Here is a 21,986-nt window from a genome sequence, read left to right as displayed (position 1 = left end):
TTTAGGAGATTTCCGGGGAAATGATTGCAGGAAGTCGAATGACATTCATTCGATTGGCGGGGTTATCCAATTAATTAGAATGAGTATAGGTAGGCTTTGAAGGCGACAAAATTCTTCCCTATCTTGATAATTCAAGAATTGATAGGAGGGATTTTAGCTGTGAAATGGAAGATAGTAGGGGATGTAGAAAACGATGAATTGGAGCGATACCGATGTGAGAATGAGTTATCCAACTAGATTGCTATAAACGAAAACTCAGGAGGGACCATCGGTATGAAAGAAATTGTAACGTTTGAAAATGAAGAGAAGTTTCGTGATCGAGCAGAGGAAGTATTTCGAAAGCATGCTGAAATGATTACAAGCGCCATTCCTAGTGCGGAAATTCACCACGTTGGGAGTACGGCAGTCATAGGATCACTAACGAAAGGCGATGTTGATCTTCAGATACGTGTGGATGAATCTACGTTTGAATACGCTAGATCCTACTTGGATCAAACGTATGCGTTAAATGAAGGAAGTAGTCAAACGTCATTTTTTGGAGCGTATGAGAAGGAAGATGAAATCCTGCCGCTTGGGCTTCAATTGACGCTAAAGCATTCTGTGGTCGACAATTTTTGGAAAGTAACGCACTTCTTCAAGGAGAACCCAGACATAACGAAGAACTATAATACATTGAAAATGACTCATGACGGTAAGGAAATGGATGATTATCGTGATGAAAAGGCAGTATTCATGCGTAATCTACTTGAGTCAGAGAGCTATCGGGAGCATTCTCTGAGGTAGGATCTCTATGACAAAGTAAAAATAGTAAAGGGGGAGAAGTTTGTAACGTTTGAAGAACTTCATCATTTAAACGATTCAGAGGCCAAAGTGTTCATTCGTGACGTTCTTAACGACAATGCATTCAGGGATGTGGATACGGTTAATGTGGTGATCAGTGATCGAAAGGACGTACGCAACGATTTGATTGCTGCGGGATTTTCATTACACGATGAGACAATCCAGGTGACACATGATCTTCAAATGGAAATTGAAGAAACACCGCTTTATACGTTCGTGACGTTACATGAACTGACAGAAGAAGCGTATAAAAAAGTTTGGGCTGATGCGATGAGCGGTTCGTTCAATGCATCTTCTACTCTTTCGATCGATGATCAGCTAAGAAGCGTTGAACGTGAACTAGGAGACAGTTACAAAGATAGTTGTATGATTGTTTATGAAGATGAGAAAGCAATAGGTGTCGTTATGCCCCATATCGAACCAGGTACGAAATCCGAAGGGAGGTTGTTCTATTTTGGATTAGTTCCTTCTGAAAGAGGTAGAGGAAAAAGCAAGGAGATTCATAGACAATCTTTGCGTTTCCTTCGGGACACATTTGGAGCAACGACTTATATAGGAAATACGAGTGTTCGTAATCTACCTATGATGAAGACGTTTCAGGCAAATGGCTGTAAAGAGATTGAGAGGAATAGCGTTTATACATTAAAAAGAATATAAAGCAGGTAGGTGATTGAAAGATGATAGCGTATTTATTGAAGCACTGGATTCCTTTTGCGCTTGGATGTATCGTGGCTATCACTTTAGTAGATCTACTGAAAGGTGAGCGTATAAGCTGGCCCTTCATCATGTTATTTTGTCTCGGTAGTTTGATCATGTATATCATCCTCTGGCAATTTAAGAAAGGGGAAGAGGACAGTAAGTTTTCTGGGTGAATAAATCGAAGACAAATGGATTATCAGTATAATCCATTGATGTGGTATCCTTTTACTATCGTTATCAAAAGTGAAAGGTAGTTGTCTTTTATGGATTTTATTTCAGATAATATTATGGTGTTTGGGATTCTGTTTTTGATCATCGCCATTCTGCTTTCAAAGTTTACAAAGAAAAAGTAATGCTAGGGCTTGAGGATAGGACTCCTCAAGCCTTTTGTATAAGCGGGAATGGTCGTTTAAACCGGTGTGTTTTATACAAAAGATGCAGGCAGAACGTAGGTCATGATAGGATGAAGCTAACATACATAGTAGAAAGAAGGGTATCGATTGACTGATAAATTATACTACAAAGATCCTTACATAAGAACGTTTGAGACCACGGTTCAAACCGAACAAACTGATGAGCACGGTTTATATGTGGTGCTTGATGAAACAGCTTTTTATCCAACAGGGGGTGGCCAGCCTCATGATATAGGAACGCTTAATGGCGTTACTGTAAAGGACGTTGAGGAAGTGGATGGAGAAGTTCGTCATTATCTTGAAGGGTCACGCCAAGGTCTTGATAAAATACAAGGCGAAATCGATTGGAATCGTCGCTTTGATCATATGCAGCAACACGCTGGACAGCATATTTTATCAGCTTCTTTTGAAGATTTGTTTGGGTATAAGACAGTGAGTTTTCATCTCGGACAAGAAACGTGTACGATCGACCTCGATGTTCCTGAACTGGCTGAGGAAGAAGTGAAGCGTGCAGAACATACTGCTAACACGGTCGTGCTAAACAATAATGAAGTGATCACGAAATGGGTTTCACCAGATGAAGTCCTTCAGTATCCACTTCGGAAACAGCTTTCAGTATCTGAAAACATCCGGCTCGTTATGATTCCAGAAGTCGATTATAGTGGCTGTGGTGGCACACACCCTGCTTCGACTGGAGAAATCGGTAGCATCAGTATTTTGAAGTGGGAAAAGCAGAAAAAGCAGGTTAGGGTTACGTTCTTATGTGGGAAGAGAGTTATAGATGAACTGTATAGCAAGCAAAGAGTCATCGAGACGTTAACAAAAACGTTAAGTGTGCCTCAAGAAAATGTCATTGAAGCTGCAGAACGCTTGCTTCAACAAACGAAAGATCAGGAAAAAGCGATCGATGATCTGAAAGAAAAACTCCTAGCATATGAAGCGGAGAAGCTTGTAGAAGCTCCACAAACAGTAGGGGCGAATCAAATTGTACACCTCGTCTCTTATGAGTATGGTATGAAGGAACTTCAAAAGTTAGCAAAGATGATGCTGAGTGAAAAACCTTCCGTGATCGTTCTTCTTGTTAGTGAAATAGGAGGGAAAATCCAAGTCGTATGTGGGAGAGGCTCAGATCTGAGTCTTGATATGAACCTTGTTCTAAAGGAAGTGCTCCCCGTTATCAATGGTAAAGGTGGCGGAAAAAAAGACTTTGCACAAGGTGGCGGAGAAGCGATTCGATCTGCAGATGATGTGATGAAAGAGTTAATGAATAAGTGTACCGTCGAGGTTTAATGAAGGGGAAGCACATGATGTGCTTCCTTTTTTATTCGGGCAAGATGGAGAGAATCTGGTTAATAAGGATGGTTGTTTTTCCATAACAGTGGCTTAGGATGATGTGATCAGGTTGCACGTCAAAGAGATTTCCTCGAAGCGTGTCTTTTCTCGTTTGTACAATCAGATTTTTCCCTGAACTAGCGTGCAAGCGATTCAAAACAAATGGATCAACGAAAGCAGCATAGCGGTTTTTCGTCCTAGTGTTCACGCTTCTCACTCCCTTGTGTCGCATTAGGATTCGACTTCATCGTATGCAAGGAATTCGTTTTGGAAACTCATCGAAAAATAGTGCAGAATAATCAAAAAAATAATTGCGGTGAGAACGTATGTTCAGTTATGATATAGAGGAAAGAATACATAGTTTAGGAGGGTGTCGGTATGGTGTTTGAAATGACGGTTCAAGTACGGGTATCTAATATGAAAGAAGGGGTAGCGTGGTACAGCGAACTTTTTGAACGGAAACCTGACTTTGCTCCTCACGATGGAATAGTCGAGTGGGAGATGCTCCCCGGTAGTTGGCTACAGCTTGCGGAAGGAACGGCTACGGTAGGGAGTGGCCCACTCCGGTTCGGTGTTGAAGATTTGGAAGCAGAACGAAATAGAATCATGCAAAGGTTGAACGTGGACTATTTTGAGATTCATTCAAGAGAAGAAGTTCCGGTAAGCTGGGGAACCTTCGCGGATCCATGGGGAAATCGTTTAGGGTTCTTTGAATATATAAACAAGGAAGAGCAAGCTGAACGAAAGGAAGCGATTTTAGGTTAATGGTTGGAAGGGGCATTTTTGCGTGACTTTTGAAGTAGATGGCTTGAACACGTTACGAGATTTCCATGCTTCTCTTCTCGAAAATGGCGTAACCGTTGGGGAAGTAGAAGATCGCGGACATGTTGGTAACAATTTTGTGTTCAGCGATCCTGATGGAAACTTGTTTGACGTATGGAGCGAGTTAAGCCCAGCCTTTCAATAAAAAAACTCGTCCACATGGACGAGTTATTACATATTCACGGATTTTGTTTCATTTTCATTATCGATATCCGTCGCTTCTTGCTCTCTAGCCTCTTCTTCAGGACTATTCTTTCTAATATAAAAAGAGAGCACAAGTCCTACGAACGTAAGCGCGACGATGACGATGAACGCGACTTTCACTCCGTATATATCTGGATTTGAAATCGAAGGTTCTGTCTGTGCAGATTGAGCGGTCGTCGTCATGACTGTAACAAGGATAGCTGTTCCGACAGACGCTGCAATCTGGCGCATCGTATTATTCATCGCTGCACCATGTGGGATGAGTCGTTTTGGCATCTGATTCAATCCTGCTGTTGTGACTGGCATCATAACCATAGATAGACCGAACATGCGGATCGCATACACAACGGTTAGAAACGTGATCGTTGTTGTTGTATCGATAAAAGCGAAACCGAATGTTGATGCTGTAACGATTGTCAGTCCTACGATCGCGAGTAGCCTTGCACCAAACTTATCGAAAATGCGACCAGTGATCGGCGACATAAAGGCTACGATAATTGCGCCAGGTAAAAGAACTAAACCTGATTCGAATGCAGTGAAATCTCTCATGTTCTGCATATAAAGAGGAATCAACGTCTCTGCCCCGATCAAGCCAAGGAACATGATCATTCCGATGAGCGTTGTAATGGTGAATATTTTATCTTTAAACACTCGGAACTCAAGCATTGGATGCGACATTCGTAGTTGCCTAACGATGAAGATCGCGAGCGTAATTGTTCCAACTAATAGAACGATGAGCGTTATTGGGCTTCCCCAACCATAGTTTCCGGCACTCGTGAACGCATATAGCAAGCCACCGAAACCAATCGATGATAGGATGATTGAAATTGGATCAACCTTAGGGCGTGTCAGCTCCGTCACATTCTTCATGATGAAGTATGCAATCACGATAATCATCAATGCGAGCGGTAGAATAGCCCAGAATAGTAGACGCCAGGAATAGTTCGCCGTCATCCAACCTGAAAGTGCTGGTCCGATCGCAGGAGCGAATGAAATCACGAGTCCGATATACCCCATGGCTGCACCACGTTTGTTCACAGGGAAGATCATGAGAAACACGGTTTGCATCAATGGAAGCATAACACCGGCACCAGCTGATTGGATCACTCGACCCATAAGCAATACGCCGAAGTTTGGAGCTAATCCACCGACAACCGTCCCGACTGAGAAAATCCCCATCGCTGCAATAAATAATTGCCTTGTGGTAAATCGTTCGAGTAAAAATGCGCTAATAGGAATCATGATCCCATTCACAAGCATGAAAACGGTCGTTAGCCACTGAGCTGAATTAGCCGTAATGCTCATCTCTTCCATAATGGGTGGAATGGCTGTGATCATAAGGGTTTGGTTTAATATCGTAATGAAAGACCCCGCAAGTAAAAGTGCGGCGATCAATAGTTTATTATAAGGTTGAGTGGTCGTCACCTCAAAGCCTCCTCTCTTTTTGTTGCATGAGCTTTATCTAGTATGAAAAGTGTTTTATTAGTTTAGTAGGTTCTCTGCAATCAATTATCAAATTATACTCCTTATTTCTGGGAGATACAAACACCTTGTTTGAGTGAGAGTTTATGTGGCTACGATGGTTGTAAATCTAGGTTTCAAGCTGTTTGGAGGAATGGTGATGTTACCAATGTTAAACACAGAATTGCTAATTTTACGTAAGCACACACATGAGGGTATGGAATGCTGCGATGGGTTTATCGTTTCAGAAGGGAGTAGTGGAAGTGACTAGTACCAGAGGTGCATGCCACATTCACTTGCAATAACTATAGAAAAACCACACGATTGGCGTGTGGTTTCGAGCTTTTATTAATAGACTTTGTCACCATTGAAAATGGAGTTCTTTACAACAACATAATCGACATGGCGTAGGGCATCAAGATTATCTCCACCTGCATATGAAACCGCAGATTGTAGATCTTGTTCCATTTCTACAAGAGTGTCTTGAAGCGAGCCTTTATGTTCTACATACATTTTCTTGCCCTCAACGTTCTTCTTCTCACCTTTTTGAAATTCTGAAGCTGATCCAAAGTACTCTTTGACGAGCTTGCCATCACGTTCCGTTGTTTCCCCAGGGGATTCTTCGTGTCCTGCGAATAGTGAGCCGATCATCACCATCGATGCACCGAATCGAATGGATTTTGCAATATCACCATGCGTACGAATTCCCCCATCAGCGATGATAGGTTTGCTTGCAGCCTTCGCACACCAGCGAAGTGCAGCTAATTGCCAGCCGCCTGTACCAAATCCGGTTTTGATTTTCGTAATACATACTTTACCTGGCCCAATGCCTACCTTTGTTGCATCTGCACCAGCATGTTCAAGCTCTCTAACTGCTTCTGGGGTGCCCACGTTTCCGGCAATCAAGAAACTACGAGGGACGTGCTTCTTAATATGTTTGATCATCTGGATAACTGCTTCAGAGTGACCGTGTGCAATATCAATCGTTATATAGTCAGGGGTAAGGTTTTCTTCTGCTAATTGTTCGACAAAGCGGTATTCTTCTTCCTTCACTCCGATACTGATCGAGGAGATGAGGTCGCGACTCTTCATTTCTTTTACAAAATTGAGGCGTCGTTCAGGTTGAAAGCGATGCATGATATAAAAATAACCATTTTCAGCTAAAAACATAGCGATCGTTTCATCTATGATCGTCTGCATGTTGGCAGGTACGACCGGAAGCTTAAACGTATGCTCTCCAAGTGTAATCTTAGTATCACATTCGGATCGACTGTTAACCACACATTTTGCGGGAATTAATTGAATATCTTCATAATCAAACACGTTTTCCATAAAGCACACCCCTAAATACGAATAATTTTTCGTTATTATTAAATAATGTTCGCTCAATACACAATGTACATGACATCTGTTCGCATGTCAAAACATATTTAAAAAATTGGAGGGATCACCATGATAAGAAAAGCGATTCATACAGATTGTAATGAGCTAGCATACTTGATGGGAGAGCTTGGGTATTCGACGAAACGAGACGAAATGGAAAAAAGAATGAGCGTGATTTTTGAGAACCCATCCTACCATACGTATGTATGTGATCGAGATGGCGCATTGGTAGGCATGATTGGATTTATACACTGTTACCGATACGAGAACAATGATTCCTATATTAGAATAAATGCGTTTGTCGTTGAATCAGATTCTAGAGGCGGAGGAATCGGTAAAGAACTTTTGCGATTTGCGGAAAACTGGGCAAAGGAAAACGGTGCGACGATGGTTACGTTGAACAGCGGAAATCGGATCGAACGAAATAATGCGCATGCTTTCTATGAACGATGTGGGTTTGAAGGAATTGCTACCGGATTTTATAAAGAACTCTAATATGTCTTTAAATCTTACGATCACCTTCCAAAAGTTCTTATTCTCGTCCTAATCGAATATAGTTTACTAGTATTCGCTACGAGTCCTGCTTGAAGGGAGAGGACGGCTATTCTACAGAAATCGAACTTGGTTGGTGATTATCCGGTAGTATTTGTGCCTGGTTTATTTGGTTCAATGGGGGACGAAATCATTCCAGGAACGGGAGACTGGCACTTTGGACTTGCAGGTATCGTGTACAAACCATTCGTCGCGTTACTTGAAACAGAATTAGGGTTAAAAGAAGGGGAGAATTTCTTCGTAGCGTATTATGATTGGCGAAAACCAATCGAGCAATCTGCACGCCGTTACTTATATGATACGATACAGCACGCAAAGAAAGTAACAGGCAAGAAAAAGGTGGCTGTCATCAGTCATAGCATGGGTGGGTTAGTAAGTCGTTCTTACATTGAAAGTAACTATTATAAGTTTGATGTGAGCCAGCTAATGATGATGTGTACACCAAACGCTGGGTCACCTCCTAACTTCAGTTACTGGACGGGTGGTTCCTTACCTGGTGAATCAGGTGAGAAGGTGAATCTTGTTCGGCTTTATATGGAGGCTTATCTGTGGTTGCTGCCACGTGTCACGAATATGAGTGAGGTCAGTGCGATCCACGAGTACTTTAAGGGGCTTAAAGATATTACGCCAGGATCGGCTTACGGAAATTATCTCTTTATGAAAAATAGTGACAGGGAGTTTGGCGTCGTACCATATCAAACGATGGAAACAAAAAACACGTTTCTCGATGCATTAAACAAAAAACGAGAGATTGTGAAGAAGCGACATATCCCAATTACCCTGATCGGCGGAATTGGAGAAGAAACGATTCGCTATTTAGAGATAAAACATTCTGACTCGTCGGAGATATGGGTGGATGGGGAAGTGACGGCATCATTAAAAACAGAGCTCGGAGATGGGAACGCAACGTTGAGCAGCGTGTTTTCAATAGAGGGCGATAAACATATTTTTCAAGGAAGTCACAATGAGGTGTTATACAAAAGCTTGCCACTTCTTGCGAACAAGCTTGGACGTTCGTGTGAAGTGAAAACCAGCGACTATCCCTCTTTCGAGGATTACTCGTTAATTATCCTTAAAGGGAAAGGGCATATCAAGGTGAAGAGGAAGGGTGAAAGCTATAGCCAGTTGGTGAGACCAGACACATCAACATCGATCGGACACCATTTTTCCGTCGTTCGGATTAAACAGATGTCTTGTATCGTAGTATCTCAAGAGTTCCTGCGCTCTCATACGGTTAATTTTGTTCCTCACGAATTGAAAGATGTCGATTATATTCTCATTAAGAAAGGGAACAGAACAGAAAATCATATTCATGTCAGTTCGAAAGAACCGCTTCCGGTTAATGGATTACTCACCCTGCATTAACGCAAATAACCACGGGCTAGCCCGTGGTTTTGTTTCGTTCACTTCCTATATAACATGCGATCGCTTCTCGCATATATTCAGCCAGTCCTGTACCATATTTTTCGATGTTAAGTTTGAATTGTTCATTCTTCACATACAAATCCCCAAGCTTTTGAAATTCCTCAAGTGTGTACGTTCCATTAAAATGATCTGATAAGAAATGATACCATTCGTCAATGATGCTTTGCGTTTCAATAGACTGAGGTGGTAGGTCGGAAAGACAAACGAGTTTTCTGTAGATCAATTCAAGCGACGATTTTAATTCTTTTTTTTCGCTTTTTGATAAACGATTTAATTGATTTCTTCGCTGGGTTCTCTTCTTCTGATTTCGTTCTTCGTACTGATGATGGAAGAACGCAATTCCTTCAAACTTTCCTTTTTTAGGCATGATTATAATCTCCTTTCAGAAATAAGGAGTTCGAATTATTATTTTAAAATATATTCTGCCGTTTCAACATGTATGACTCTCTCCTCATATGGAAGAGCACATCAGTAAGATAGTAATTAAATTTGTGGAAATAAACAGATTTCTACTCGAAATTGATGTAATATTATTATTATAGACAATACGATTGTAATCACTTATGTAAAGACATTGCGTTGCGGCCATTTGAAGAGAATTACGTAGTAGTGAGGATATAAAGCGAATTTTCTACTTTTCATCATTATTGCTATAATAGTAAGAAAGTTCGGGTAATTATGGTTTTTAATACAAACAAAAAGAGGGATGAGGTTATGATTGTACAAGATCAATTAGTAGACTACCTCGACCGAAATCTAGACGAATACCTTAATAATTGGAAGCGGCGGATACGGATATCCGACGATGATATTTATAGGGATAAGGTAGTCGCAAATGGAAAGTTAATGTATCAACTTGTGAGGAAAAATATCGTTGAACCAATCGACGAAAACAAGATTGCAGAACTTGCAAAAAAAGTGGCGATGCAGCGTGTTGAAGCAGATATCAATATCGGTGATTTTATACACAACGTTAATTTAGGGAGAAGTGTGTTATTTAATCATATGACGAATTCGGGCCTTTCGTCAGAAGATTTGCAGCCGGTTTTGGAGTCGTTAAATGAGCTTTTCGATAAATTTGCCTATCACGCCGTTACGGAATATACGGCAATCAAAAACGATGAGTTACAGGAGAAAATCTCGTACATAGACGAAACTCATCAAGAAAAGTTATCGATTCTAGGACAAATGTCTTCGAGTTTTGTGCATGAATTTCGAAATCCATTAACGGCGATTATGGGGTTTGTTGCGATATTAAGAAAAGAAAATCCCGAAATGAAATACCTTGATGTCATTGATCATGAATTAAAGCAGTTGAACTTCCGTATCTCTCAGTTTCTCCACGTATCGAAGAAAGAGATCGATGGAGTCAAAGAGGAAGAGTTTGAGGTGAGCGAAGTATTCAATGATATGATCGACTTCATTTATCCGAGCGTTGTTGATGTCGATGTTCATATCTCGAATAATATTCCTAATGGATTGCGTATTTTTGGACAGAAGGACAAAATACGTCAAGTTCTTCTAAACATTATTATGAACTCGATCGATGCGTTAAAAGAAATTCAAAAGAATCGAACGATCAAGCTTGTTGGGAAGAAGGAAAAAGGTGAGATGAAGCTTCACATTACCAATAATGGCCCTGCCATTCCTGAGAAGAAGCTTAATACGATTTTTGAACCGTTTTACACGACGAAAGAGCTTGGAACAGGGATTGGTCTGTATGTTTGTCAGAAGATTATCCAAAACCACAAAGGCCAAATTTCATGTCAGTCTACTGAGAAGGAAACAACGTTCACGATCACCTTACCTTCCGTTTGATCGGCGGTAGCAGAATGTCTATGGGTAATAAAGAATGTAGCCCGTTGAATCTTGCCATTTGCATAGAGAATGGATGCGAGATTATACTTTCCTTACAAAGGCATACTGCAAACGGAGGGAAGACCGTGATTACAAAGAACGCAGGTAAGCTTAGTAAATCTTATTTCATTTCTTATCTAAACCTGGTTATGGACGCGAGAGAAGTAACATTAGATGAAGCGAAGACATTTGCCTTTAAGGAACTCTTTGATAACGATCAAGAAACCTATGGCATGGGTACCTATGGGGAATTTGAGAAGGCGTATCATGAGCTTAAAGGTGCCAGTGAAAAGAAGAACGATAACTGATATCCAAAAAAGGACAGGCGCGATGCCGGTCCTTTTTGAATTTAGAGCATTGTATATTCGTCGTGCTTAGCAACAACACGTTTTTCTTCATCTTCAGATACGTCATGCCATTCGGCTACAATCGTGTTGTTTAAAATGCTGATTACTTTAGCTTTGCGATTTCCAATTTCTACATCACTACCGATTTCTGGGAGTATAATATCGTTCTCTACCTCCACGTAAAATCCCTCTTTTCCATTTAGAGTAGATACTATAATAACATAAATTATTTCGCATTCCTAATCATCTGGAAGATTTCTATTGAAAGGATTAGTGGTTCTGAGATTGCGCTTTCATATCGGTGGTAGGAATACATTCCTCGCTTCCGTCATATAATGAAGAATAGCCTATTCTCTCCCCCCTCGATAAGAGGGGCTTTTTCTATTTCCAATGGAAAAGCTTCTGTACGCTATTGCACAGAAGCTGAGGGTGTTCTTAGTAGTTTCGGTCGCGCCTATCCTGGCGTCTTTGCTCGGATGGTTCTTCATCTAAATCTGGCTCTTCTTCATCCATGTTGTTTGGAGTGTCACGTTCGTTCGGTTGGCGAATATGGCGTCTGTCCATCTCGTCATCTCTGTTGTTATCGTAACGAACCGGATCGTAGTTCACATCTTCTGGCTGCTGGTTCATATCATCTTTTTGATCAGTATTACATGCTGCTAGTGAACCAGTAGAAAGAGCTGCAACCATTGTTAACACAATAGCTTTCTTTTTCATATTTTTTCCTCCTTATTTTATGATGGAATCGCTTCTTACTATCACCAGAAAATCAGATTTTACTCTTCCTATAAGGAGGTTTTTTTTGTAAATGATGAAATGGATAGCAATATAGAAGAAAAGAAGTGGTAAGAATGAACCGAGTGGGCGTTTCATATCATATAAAGCATCTGAAAAGAGGTGGTGGGAAATGATGATGGAAGAAGACAGCCTCCCTTTTTGCGCTCAAACGAATGATGTGGCTCCGCTATTTCGAGCGGATGCTTATAATCCGGTCGATCAAGAAATTGTACAGATTAGTCTAGAAGATTATCGAGGTAGTTGGGTTATCCTGTTTTTCTATCCGAGTGACTTTACATTTGTTTGACCAACTGAATTAGCGGCGGTCGCTGCTATTTACCCTGAGCTTAAGAAAATCAACACGATTGTTTTTGGAATTAGTACGGATAGCGTTTATTCACACAAAGTGTTTACAGAGGTATCTCCTTCCGCAGCGAAAATTCAATATCCCCTTATTAGTGATCGTAATCATCAAATAAGCAAGTCATATCGGGTTCTACAAGAACAATCTGGGACAGCATTGAGAGGTACTGTCATTATCGATCCAGTTGGCATGATCATGTCAAAAATGGTTTATCCAACGGAAGTTGGGCGGAATTCGTTTGAGTTACTAAGGCTTATTCAAGCTCTTCAATATAATAAGGTGACTGGAAAAGTCGTTCCAGCGAATTGGATGCCAGGGCAAGAGGGGATTTCGATCTCGATTCAGGATATTGGACGACATTGAAAGCAGCAAAAAACCATTTTGCTGCTTTTTTAATTTTGTAAACGAAGGCAGACGATGATAGGCGTGACTGTTTATGGATCGTTTAATCGGGGATAAATAAATAAGGAAGGTTCTATTCCGTGAGACTATCTTCCTAATACGAGGATTCACCTTCAAAAAAGAGACAAATTCTTTCAATAATATGCTTTAATAGAAGTAGTAGATGGAATAAGACTGGATAATCATTATTGAAAATGGAATGCATCGATTCACGTCTCTTCGAACTAATTTTCCCATTATCCTATCCGCCTTAGTTAAGCGAAATCATTCTTATAAGATTGCTTATACCACTTCTCTTATGATGAAAAAGAGGGGAACCCTCTGATTGACTAACGAAAATATTTCACTGTCGTGTTACAGATATATTTCTTTAGTGTTACAATTGTATTACTATCACAGATGAAAGTGTGGCTATAATTATGTGTGGTTTTGTTGGCGTTCTACGTACGGAACCAGAGAAATCAAGTTACCATTCAAAGTCTGATTTTGTGAAGATGAACCAAATCATCAATCATAGAGGTCCAGATGATGACGGATATTATCATGATGATCACGTATCATTAGGTTTTAGAAGACTAAGCATTATCGATCTCGAAAGCGGTCATCAGCCGTATCATTATGAAAATGAGCGATATTGGATGGTTTTTAATGGAGAAATCTACAACTATGTTGAGCTTCGCGAACAGTTAAAGAAACAAGGGAAAACATTTGCAACAGAATCAGACACTGAAGTGCTTCTCGTATTATTTGCTGAGAAGGGTGTTGAATCGTTCGCTGAACTGCGCGGAATGTTCTCTATAGTAATATGGGACAAACAAGAGAAGACGCTATATGGGGCGAGAGATCATTTTGGGATTAAACCTCTTTACTATAAAGAGGGAGATCACGATATTATCTTGGCCTCAGAGAAGAAAAGCATCACGCTATTGCAAAACTACGAAGATGTAGACCCGATCGCATTACAGCATTATTTAAGCTTTCAATACTCGCCAGAACCTATGACGTTAACGGAAGGTATTAAGAAAGTCGAACCTGGACACTATTTTGTGAAGAAACAAGATCAACCACTCCAGTTTCAGCAATATTTTCATGCGACGTTCAACCCAATTATGACTTCTAATGAAAATCAGTGGGTGAAACGCATTCAAAATGTACTAATCGATTCAGTTAATATACATATGCGAAGTGATGTACCTGTTGGGTCATTTCTTTCTGGAGGTATCGATTCCTCTATCATCGTGTCTATGGCAAAGATGGTGAATCCGAAGATCAAGACGTTCTCAGTGGGTTTTGATAGAGAAGGATATTCCGAGGTGGACGTTGCGAAGGAAACGGCTCATAAGCTGAATGTAGATAATTATTCTTACATGATTTCTGCCAAAGAGTATATCCAGAAGCTTCCGAAAATCATGTTTCATATGGATGATCCTCTCGCAGACCCTGCTTGTGTGCCACTGTATTTCGTAGCGAGAGAAGCGCGCAAGCATGTAACGGTGGTCCTTTCAGGAGAGGGTGCAGATGAATTATTTGGTGGATACAATATCTACCGTGAACCTGAAGCACTCCGTATGTTCGAACCCGTGCCAAAAGGGCTTAAACAGATGATCAACCGGGTTGCAACCGTTCTTCCAGAAGGAATGAAGGGGAAAAGTTTCTTAGAACGAGGCTCGACGGCTCTTTCTGAACGATATATAGGAAATGCGAAGATGTTTGAGGAAAAAGAGAAAGCAAGAATTCTCAAAACCTACAATCCAACTGAAACCTATCAGAAGATCACAAAGCCATTTTATCATCATGTTGCTTCAGATCACCCTGTGAATCAAATGCAGTATATCGATATTCAAACGTGGCTTCGAGGAGATATTCTCCTAAAAGCTGATAAGATGACGATGGCGAACGCACTTGAATTACGCGTGCCGTTCTTAGATAAGGAAGTCTTTAGCGTAGCAAGTGAAATCCCGGTAAACGAAAAGATTGCTAACGGAACAACTAAATCCATCCTTAGAAAAGCTGCCCGTGGAATCGTTCCGGATCATGTGCTCGATCGTAAAAAACTAGGATTTCCAGTGCCGATTCGGCATTGGCTTCGTAATGAGCTTTATGATTGGGCGAAACAGCTTATTCATGTAAGCGAAACGGATTACCTGATCGATAAGAAGGTTGTTTCAGATCTGTTAGAGGCTCACGTTCAGAAGAAGGGTGATTACTCCAGAAAAATTTGGACTGTGCTAGTCTTCATGCTCTGGCATCAGATTTTTGTAGAGCGAATTTATTCATTTGAAGAGCTTCAAACAGAAGATGAAATCGAGAGTAAAATAGCTGCTTTTGGAAAGGGTCACGTACTGTGACCCATCCCGAAGAAAAAGACTGCTGTTCATATGACAGCAGTCTTTTTCTATGCTTCTATTTCTATTGTTGCTCATTAGTTCTCCATCTTATGACCTTCATCCCCACTCTCACCAAATCGTTTCTCAATCTTATGAAACTCATCTTTGTGACCTGTGTAGTAGGCGAGACTATAGAGCTTTTCAAGTAAGTAATCACGGTCTAGGTCATAAATGAGTTTCTCATCGATATGATCCATCGTGTTCTTACCGAATTCCCAGACTTCCTTAAGCTTATCTTTAGAGATCGATTGTGAAACAAGGCTTAATGCTAGGATGATTTCTGAAATGATAAGATAGTTGTCTCCAGCATAGTGACGAATATAACCGTAGCCACGGTAAAGGTAATAACCAAAGTTCTCAGACTCCATCACCACTCTAACAGTACCGTCAGAATCAGCGAGGTATGGTGTGAATGTTATATCATTCTCTACCTCTAACAGAAGGTCTGCCATTTGATGAATGATGGTTATCGCTGTCTTTGGATCGTCGTTTCCTAGTGACTTTACTCCGATCTCAGAAAGCTTTGTCATCCCCATTTTGATATCTTGAATCTCTGTTTCTTTATATCCAATTTCAAGAAACTTATGATACTTTTTGACATCAACGTCTTTTGCTCCGCTTCCCCAGAACGTAAAGAGTGAAGTGCCTCGTAAGACGTAATCTCCTACTTTCTTCTGGAATTGAATAACGATATTGTCTTTTCTTGCTTCTTCAATCATCTTCCTGAAGTCAACGAGTTGAATGTATCCAGATTCAAGAGAGCATGCTTCTTTTTCATTCTCTCTTTCATCCTTGTTGTAATGAACAGGCGCTTCGCTTCTGAATTCTTCAAGTTCATCTGATAAAGAGGTTCTTACGATCGAGATGGACTCGTTCTTCATGTTTGTGGCGATATTATGTACCTGCATCCAGCTCGTCGCATGGTTGATAAACAAGATAAATGTCATCACTGTTACGAAAGCTAAAATGAAAGTAACGCCTGGAATAACAACGAAATTTTCTTTTGACTGACTTGTAAGGAATAAGAAGGTAACAAGAACGTAGACGAAGCTTCCGTGGAAGATTCCGACGAAATGTTGAGTCGTTCGGTCTGCGACGAAATTAAGAAGCATCCTTGGTGAAAATTGTCCACTAAATGTTGTTAACACAACGAGCACGGAGTTTAATGTGAATGCACTAAGTGTTAAGATTCCTCCGATCAAAGAGCTTACGAGTAAGCGTGTTGGTTGAGCTTCCGCGTGCATTAAATCAGGTGTGAATCTAGAAATGTCTACTGACAAATCAAGAAATAGGGTGATCCCTGCGAATAGGATTGAACCAAGAATATAAATGGCTGGCATATACCACAGAGTGGATTGGAGTTCATGTTTCCGCACCCTCTTAGGCATATCAAAATATTTCCGCAGCTGCCAGGGTAGGAATTTTTTGATCATGGCTGCGACTCCCTTCTAACGACTTCTATAGCGCTTTTCCCCTGGGGTCTCTTCCTAAAACGCAAATTCTGGTATTTCTATATTTTGCATCGTTGTACCTTTCTGATACCCGCCTAACTAATTTCTTCATATTATTGAAAGAATGGATAATAGGTGGAGGTTTCGGAAAAGGTAATACGTGAATTATGAAAACGCCCGTTATGTGAATAAGCTGAGGTAGGTGAGAACGTGCTAGTTGAAAAAGCGATCCTTTATATCATGTTTGTAGGCGGAGTTTTATTCTTTTTCTATAGTTTACGCAAGCCCCCTGTAAAGGATTGGCTGCTGGCTTTCTTTATTACTGGCTACTTTGCTTTAATCCTCGGAGTCATCGTAGTTGAAAGTGGTATGCTGACTTACCCGGTGACGATTTTTCCTTACTTTGATAGCAGCCCGCTGTTTGAACTTGTTCTTTTCCCTGTCTTAAGCTTGCATTATTATCAAACAACTTATCACTATACGTTCAAAGGTTATTTACTTAAAGGATTTATGTATACCACGATTATGACTGTAATCGAGTTTTTTTTGGAGAAGTATACTGATTTGGTTCACTATCATTCGTGGAAATGGTATTACACCTTCATAAGCGTCTATATTTTCTTTTTCTTGATACGATGGTTATTACAATTCCTAAGCAAATTACCGAACCATGAACAAAAAGAAACACCCTAGAGCGCTCTAGAATGTTTGCTTGGATCGTTCCTCCTGATTAGTGAAAGTAGGGGGAACCATCTACCTTACATATAGGATATGTACAAGACATCCAATTGGATTGGACGAGCAACCTGATGAACGTGTCACGAATGTATGATTGTTAGAAAAGTATTAAATACTATCCTCATACTTACAAAAAGAGTGGGGGCAAAAAACATGATCAAAAAACAAAACTGGTGGCTAAGTGTCGTAATGGTTCTAGCACTATTTGTGCACGCACCATTTGCGAGTGCAGCGCAACCGTCCTATGCTGAGTGGGGAAAGATCGCTATTCAGCAAACGAAGAAGCAGTACCCAGGAGAGAGCGTTACTGAATACACGTATGATGGTAAAGTATTTATTTCGGATGAACGCCATCAATATAACTTTGACTTCACATTGAAATCGAATGGGGTAAACAAGAACGTTCGCGTATATGTACTTGTGAATGATAAGAAAGATGAACTAATCGGTGTGTACTTTGATGATATAGAAGAGTTCTAATAAAGGCAGCTGGAACCAATCCAGCTGCCTTTTTCAATTGTAGAAGAAGGGATTTGACTCTGTGAGGGGAATTATTATCTATTGCCACTAGGGATAAAGGAGAGAGACGAATGAATGTGATTAAAAGCATGAGAGAGGTTAGTGCCCTCTTATCGGATTTTAAGAAAATCGCTGATTATGATTCAACAGGGAAAAAGCATTACATCATTTTTGAAGATCATGTGCGAGAAGGGCATTGGACAGTGATGAAATATGATGATGGTACTTATTCGATTCATGGAAAAGGAGAGACGTATTGCGATAAGGAAGAACGAGTTGTGTCGACAGAAGAGTTGAAAAAGATGCTATGGGAGAATCGGAAAGCTGTTAATAAGGTTGTGAGAGAGGCTAATGATCAAGCGTTGATATCTTAAATCAACGCTTTTTTGATGAAATGCTATGTTCAAATATGAACAAGCAAGGGCAGGGAATTCTATGCGTGATTCTGTTATGATTAGTCTTTAGAGAAAATCAACCCGCATAGATTTGAGGCTTTGTCATGATTGGTGTATTCGTCGATATTATTGTACCTGTATTTATTTTGATCGGAATCGGTGTGTACCTTCACCGTGTTTTTCAGCTTGATCTTTATACGTTAGCGAAAGTGAATATTTATTTCATCGTTCCAGGCTTTATCTTTTTGAAGCTATATGAAACGACGTTTTCACTAACGTTGTTTTTATCTGTATTGTTGTTCTTTTCCTTTTTCGTAGTGCTCTTGTACGTGATTTCCCTCATTGTGAGTAGGTTATTTCGGTATAGCAAGAGTGTGAGGGCTTCCTTCACGAATAGTATCCTCTTCTATAACTCCGGGAACTACGGTGTACCTGTGAACGATCTAGTTTTCAAGCACGATCCGTTTGCGATGTCCATTCAGGTGATCATCCTTACTTTCCAAAACATCTTAACCTTTTCTTGGGGAATTTTCGCGTTGAAAACAGTGGATGGAAACAAGCTGAATGCCGTTCTCGGGTATTTTAAAATGCCCGTTCTTTATGCGATGGTGTTTGGAATCGGTCTGAATATGATGAATGTCGATGTTCCTGAATTCGTATTGATTCCAGCTGATTACATTGCGGATTCAATGGTGGCGATCGCACTTGTGACGCTCGGGGCACAGGTGGCACAGCTTCGTTTTGCAAAAAACTTATCTGTTGTGTACGTGAGCTTGTTCATTCGGTTGCTCCTTGGTCCAGTGATCGCGATCGGTCTTATTTACGCTTTTGGCATGGATGGTGTTACAGCGCAGGCGCTCTTAATTTCATCTGCTATGCCGACAGCAGTGAACAGTGCTATCATCGCTCAGGAATATCAAAATGAGCCAGAGCTGTCTGCTCAAATCGTACTTGCATCCACCGTGTTCAGTATGCTTACTGTAACGGTCGTCATATCGGTGAGCAGGATCCTGTTTTAATGATGCACTGAACATTTTCCTTGACGAAATCGTAGAGTTGCTCTACAGTTGATAGTACAAATAAACGTTCGAAGGGGAGTAGCTTTTACAATAAAGTCGTCAATTCAGAGCGTGTTGCTCTCGGCTTTATTGGCAGCGTAGTTGCTGTTAGCAAGACCTTTACCGTCGCTTTGGTAAAGGATTCCTGCAAGAATAACCTTTGCCGATAGAGGCGGAGGTTATTTTTGTTTTGGATATGCTATAAAAGTGAGAAGGAGTGAACGAGATGGCTACAATGATGAAACGAGCAAGGTTGATCTTCAAAGTAAAGAGGTTCGTCCCATTTTTGTATGAGTATTTTACTTCACGTCATGGCGGTAAGAAAAAATGGCTATCACTTGCTGTAATCATCGGTTACTTTGCGCTTCCGTTTGACTTAATCCCAGATTTTCTCAGTATCTTTGGGATACTAGATGATGTTATGATTCTGACATTAATCCTTCAACAAGTAGTGAAACAAGCTCCTCAAGAGCTGAAGGAGAAATATGATTTAGACTATTGACACTATTTCATTAATTCTATACTATTGAGATAACAATTTATCGTTTCTCCTAAAGGGGAGTAGCTTTTACAATAAAGTCGTCAAGACAGAGCGATTGCTCTCGGCTTTATTGGCAGCGTAGTTGCTGTTAGCAAGACCTTTACCAGACGGTGAAGGTCGTTGTGTATGACCTTTACCACATTGGTAGAGGTCATTTTTTATTGTATGGTAAGTTGTTTATGTAATCATGCTAGTCAAACTAAGAACAAAATAAGGGAGATCAATATGAAAAAAAACCTATTCTCAAATAATAAATCAATGTCATTTAAAGACCTAGTAAAGCAAAATAAAGAAGACCTTCTTCACGATAAAAAGGAAATGGACCGTATTGACCGTCAGCTTGATGAAAAGTATGATCGCTTTCATCGGAAATCGGTCGTAAAAGGAGGGAAATAGCAAGTGCTCCTACGTAAGTCGATGTGTTTGTTAGGAATTGGAGCAGCGAAGATCGATTTGATTCTAGATAAACTGAGCTTTAAGCGCGGTGAACTGGTTTTAGGATCGTTCGAAATTATTGGCGGAACGATCGAGCAGCGTGTAAAGCGTGTTGAATGCGATCTCGTCTACGTCGACCATGCGAAGAAAACCTCTCATGTTGTTGACTCTGTAACCATCCTAACGGTGAAAGACATTAGAAAAGAACAAAGAGTGATGATTCCGTTCTCGTTTCGTATTCCTGAAGCCATTCCAGAACCGAAAAAGCGAACTTCATATAAGTTTACAACGCGTTTAGTGTTCAACGAGGGTGCGAAAAGCGTTGACCAGGATCAAATCGTCATTCAATTATAAAAAGGGAAGGAGCTCCCGCAGGCTCCTTCCCTTGAAAATAATACGTGTGCCACTATTTAGGTAAACGCACAGTCTTAAAGTTTACAAACTTTCTTACACCAGGCAAAATAGATGCTCTTGTTAGCACATCTCTTACATAAAGACGCCACCATGAATCAGGAAGAAAATAGTTTGCGAATTTTCTCGCTGAGCGTTGTAACGTTTCGATGTCACTGTGGAGCGAATGCTCATATTCAGATAATGCATGAGTGAGATCAGCTGGATGCTCTTCAAGAGATTTTGCAAGTGTATAAGCACCAGCCATCGCCATAGATGCGCCTTGCCCTGCAAGTAATGAAACGCATTGACAGGAGTCCCCGACAAACGTTATTCGACCGTTCTTCCATTCAGATAGCTCCACCTGTGATACCTCATCAAAATAAAAATCATTTGCATCATTCCCTGCTCGTAGCAAGTCAGGGACAATCCAATCCATATGACCGAACTTTTCCGTAAGCTGGCGAAGAGCTTCTTCTTTATTTACATGACCTTGCTGTTCGGGATTGGTGTACAAAAAGAAAGTCGCTACTTTATCACCGCGGATTGGGTACACTGAAACCTGTCGGCCAGGCTCTGAATACGTATAGAAGCTTCCGCCCGTCTTCTTGAGTATTTCTGGGTCATCAATAATATACGCTGCGGTATAGTAGCCTATATAACGAATAGAATGATTGCGATCTTCGTTGAAAGCGAGTGAGCGAACAGCAGAACGCATGCCATCGGCACCTACGAGTAGATCTGATGTTACCGTTGAACCATCTGACAATGTGACAGTCACGTTGTTTTCATCTTGATCGATCGAAATAGGAGAAGCGTTGAATTTCACATCGACACGATCTCGAATTTTCTCATAAAGAACTTGTTCGAGATCTCCTCTCATGAAGTTATAGTGCTTATTGTTCATAAGGCTTCTCATTTTTTGATAAGGAATACGATACTTCTCCTCACCACTATTCTTCATAAATACAAGCGCGTCGACAGGATAGTGTATTGTTTTAAGTTCGTCATGAATCCCCATCATTTCTGCGACATCGTACCCGGGACCGAAGAAATCGATCATAAAGCCTTCAGCTCTTAACGAAGAAGATTTCTCTAGAACTGTGACCCGGTCACCTCTTTCGCTTAGCCAATAAGCAAGCGTTAAGCCTGCGATTCCGCCTCCTACAATACTTACATCCACTTGTACTCACC

25 protein-coding genes and 2 pseudogenes are annotated in these 21,986 nt (G+C 40.6%); 19 read left to right on the top strand and 8 right to left on the bottom strand.

The window, feature by feature from the left end; genetic code table 11:
• Positions 1–273: 273 nt before the first annotated feature.
• From SJY16_RS13790 to SJY16_RS13775, 4 genes are all read left to right on the top strand, one after another.
• Entirely contained in the window at positions 274–783 is a 510-nt protein-coding gene (locus SJY16_RS13790; protein WP_377890003.1) for a GrpB family protein, read from the top strand.
• An 87-nt stretch (positions 784–870) separates the two neighbouring features.
• On the top strand, positions 871–1,497 hold the full coding sequence (locus SJY16_RS13785) for a GNAT family N-acetyltransferase (RefSeq protein WP_377890002.1): 627 nt from the start codon (positions 871–873) through the stop codon (positions 1,495–1,497).
• Positions 1,498–1,517: 20 nt separating this feature from the next.
• Positions 1,518–1,712 (top strand): hypothetical protein, encoded by a 195-nt coding sequence (locus SJY16_RS13780; protein ID WP_377890000.1) that lies wholly within the window; start codon positions 1,518–1,520, stop codon positions 1,710–1,712.
• A 327-nt stretch (positions 1,713–2,039) separates the two neighbouring features.
• Positions 2,040–3,242 (top strand): alanyl-tRNA editing protein, encoded by a 1,203-nt coding sequence (locus tag SJY16_RS13775; RefSeq protein WP_377889998.1) that lies wholly within the window; start codon positions 2,040–2,042, stop codon positions 3,240–3,242.
• Between the two features lie 31 nt (positions 3,243–3,273).
• On the opposite strand, the gene SJY16_RS13770 is transcribed toward SJY16_RS13775, so the two are convergent.
• Positions 3,274–3,492: a DUF2642 domain-containing protein gene (locus SJY16_RS13770; protein ID WP_377889996.1), complete on the bottom strand. Its 219-nt coding sequence runs from the start codon at positions 3,490–3,492 to the stop codon at positions 3,274–3,276.
• A gap of 170 nt (positions 3,493–3,662) precedes the next feature.
• Between SJY16_RS13770 and SJY16_RS13765 the strand changes: the two genes are divergently transcribed.
• Both SJY16_RS13765 and SJY16_RS13760 read left to right on the top strand, forming a co-directional pair.
• Positions 3,663–4,049, top strand: a complete 387-nt coding sequence (locus SJY16_RS13765) for a VOC family protein (RefSeq protein WP_377889995.1) — start codon at positions 3,663–3,665, stop codon at positions 4,047–4,049.
• 16 nt (positions 4,050–4,065) lie between these two features.
• A pseudogene (locus SJY16_RS13760) lies at positions 4,066–4,251 on the top strand (VOC family protein); the annotation flags it as partial.
• Between the two features lie 26 nt (positions 4,252–4,277).
• On the opposite strand, the gene SJY16_RS13755 reads toward SJY16_RS13760, so the two are convergent.
• Both SJY16_RS13755 and guaC read right to left on the bottom strand, forming a co-directional pair.
• Positions 4,278–5,735: an MDR family MFS transporter gene (locus SJY16_RS13755; protein WP_377889993.1), complete on the bottom strand. Its 1,458-nt coding sequence runs from the start codon at positions 5,733–5,735 to the stop codon at positions 4,278–4,280.
• A 384-nt stretch (positions 5,736–6,119) separates the two neighbouring features.
• Positions 6,120–7,103: a GMP reductase gene (gene guaC, locus SJY16_RS13750; protein ID WP_377889992.1), complete on the bottom strand. Its 984-nt coding sequence runs from the start codon at positions 7,101–7,103 to the stop codon at positions 6,120–6,122.
• A gap of 120 nt (positions 7,104–7,223) precedes the next feature.
• On the opposite strand from guaC, the gene SJY16_RS13745 reads away from it, so the two are divergent.
• Positions 7,224–7,649 carry a GNAT family N-acetyltransferase gene (locus SJY16_RS13745; RefSeq protein WP_377889990.1) on the top strand — a complete coding sequence of 142 codons (426 nt, stop codon included), beginning with the start codon at positions 7,224–7,226 and terminating at the stop codon, positions 7,647–7,649.
• A 174-nt stretch (positions 7,650–7,823) separates the two neighbouring features.
• Positions 7,824–8,702, top strand: a pseudogene (locus SJY16_RS13740) (lipase family alpha/beta hydrolase); the annotation flags it as partial.
• Between the two features lie 385 nt (positions 8,703–9,087).
• On the opposite strand, the gene SJY16_RS13735 reads toward SJY16_RS13740, so the two are convergent.
• Complete coding sequence (locus SJY16_RS13735; protein ID WP_377889988.1) at positions 9,088–9,498, bottom strand: TipAS antibiotic-recognition domain-containing protein; 411 nt, start codon at positions 9,496–9,498, stop codon at positions 9,088–9,090.
• 347 nt (positions 9,499–9,845) lie between these two features.
• Between SJY16_RS13735 and SJY16_RS13730 the strand changes: the two genes are divergently transcribed.
• Positions 9,846–10,949: a histidine kinase N-terminal domain-containing protein gene (locus tag SJY16_RS13730; protein WP_377889987.1), complete on the top strand. Its 1,104-nt coding sequence runs from the start codon at positions 9,846–9,848 to the stop codon at positions 10,947–10,949.
• Positions 10,950–11,074: 125 nt separating this feature from the next.
• Entirely contained in the window at positions 11,075–11,296 is a 222-nt protein-coding gene (locus SJY16_RS13725) for a hypothetical protein (RefSeq protein ID WP_377889985.1), read from the top strand.
• Between the two features lie 41 nt (positions 11,297–11,337).
• On the opposite strand, the gene SJY16_RS13720 is transcribed toward SJY16_RS13725, so the two are convergent.
• Positions 11,338–11,514, bottom strand: coding sequence for a hypothetical protein (locus SJY16_RS13720; RefSeq protein ID WP_377889983.1), 177 nt, complete (start codon positions 11,512–11,514; stop codon positions 11,338–11,340).
• Between the two features lie 256 nt (positions 11,515–11,770).
• Positions 11,771–12,052, bottom strand: a complete 282-nt coding sequence (locus tag SJY16_RS13715) for a hypothetical protein (RefSeq protein ID WP_377889982.1) — start codon at positions 12,050–12,052, stop codon at positions 11,771–11,773.
• A gap of 196 nt (positions 12,053–12,248) precedes the next feature.
• Here SJY16_RS13715 and SJY16_RS13710 point away from each other — a divergent pair, with 196 nt between their 5' ends.
• Together SJY16_RS13710 and asnB are read left to right on the top strand one after the other, a co-directional pair.
• On the top strand, positions 12,249–12,839 hold the full coding sequence (locus tag SJY16_RS13710; protein WP_377892249.1) for a peroxiredoxin: 591 nt from the start codon (positions 12,249–12,251) through the stop codon (positions 12,837–12,839).
• A gap of 458 nt (positions 12,840–13,297) precedes the next feature.
• Positions 13,298–15,226, top strand: a complete 1,929-nt coding sequence (asnB, locus tag SJY16_RS13705; RefSeq protein WP_377889981.1) for an asparagine synthase (glutamine-hydrolyzing) — start codon at positions 13,298–13,300, stop codon at positions 15,224–15,226.
• Positions 15,227–15,300: 74 nt separating this feature from the next.
• Here asnB and SJY16_RS13700 read toward each other — a convergent pair whose 3' ends face one another.
• The gene (locus SJY16_RS13700; RefSeq protein ID WP_377889980.1) at positions 15,301–16,698 is read right to left on the bottom strand and encodes a DUF2254 domain-containing protein; all 1,398 of its coding nucleotides are present in this window, start codon (positions 16,696–16,698) and stop codon (positions 15,301–15,303) included.
• A 228-nt stretch (positions 16,699–16,926) separates the two neighbouring features.
• Between SJY16_RS13700 and SJY16_RS13695 the strand changes: the two genes are divergently transcribed.
• The 7 genes from SJY16_RS13695 (at position 16,927) to SJY16_RS13665 (ending at position 20,756) form a co-directional block, all read left to right on the top strand.
• On the top strand, positions 16,927–17,409 hold the full coding sequence (locus SJY16_RS13695) for a CBO0543 family protein (RefSeq protein ID WP_377889979.1): 483 nt from the start codon (positions 16,927–16,929) through the stop codon (positions 17,407–17,409).
• A 198-nt stretch (positions 17,410–17,607) separates the two neighbouring features.
• A complete protein-coding gene (locus SJY16_RS13690; RefSeq protein ID WP_377889977.1) occupies positions 17,608–17,934 on the top strand; it encodes a DUF3889 domain-containing protein in 327 nt (108 codons plus the stop codon).
• Between the two features lie 110 nt (positions 17,935–18,044).
• Complete coding sequence (locus SJY16_RS13685; protein ID WP_377889975.1) at positions 18,045–18,347, top strand: hypothetical protein; 303 nt, start codon at positions 18,045–18,047, stop codon at positions 18,345–18,347.
• 125 nt (positions 18,348–18,472) lie between these two features.
• Positions 18,473–19,387 (top strand): AEC family transporter, encoded by a 915-nt coding sequence (locus tag SJY16_RS13680; protein WP_377889973.1) that lies wholly within the window; start codon positions 18,473–18,475, stop codon positions 19,385–19,387.
• Positions 19,388–19,652: 265 nt separating this feature from the next.
• Complete coding sequence (locus SJY16_RS13675) at positions 19,653–19,928, top strand: YkvA family protein (RefSeq protein WP_377889971.1); 276 nt, start codon at positions 19,653–19,655, stop codon at positions 19,926–19,928.
• Between the two features lie 264 nt (positions 19,929–20,192).
• Positions 20,193–20,363 carry an FbpB family small basic protein gene (locus SJY16_RS13670; protein ID WP_377889970.1) on the top strand — a complete coding sequence of 57 codons (171 nt, stop codon included), beginning with the start codon at positions 20,193–20,195 and terminating at the stop codon, positions 20,361–20,363.
• A 3-nt stretch (positions 20,364–20,366) separates the two neighbouring features.
• Entirely contained in the window at positions 20,367–20,756 is a 390-nt protein-coding gene (locus SJY16_RS13665; protein WP_377889968.1) for a sporulation protein, read from the top strand.
• A gap of 52 nt (positions 20,757–20,808) precedes the next feature.
• Here the strand turns inward: SJY16_RS13665 and SJY16_RS13660 are convergent, their stop codons facing one another.
• Positions 20,809–21,975, bottom strand: a complete 1,167-nt coding sequence (locus SJY16_RS13660; protein WP_377889966.1) for an FAD-dependent oxidoreductase — start codon at positions 21,973–21,975, stop codon at positions 20,809–20,811.
• Positions 21,976–21,986 lie beyond the last annotated feature (11 nt).

The sequence above is a fragment of the Alkalihalobacillus sp. R86527 genome, from assembly GCF_042466185.1.
GTDB lineage: Bacteria > Bacillota > Bacilli > Bacillales > Guptibacillaceae > Guptibacillus.
Note: the sequence above shows the minus strand (reverse complement) of the source record. Positions and strands in the feature narration are given on the sequence as shown.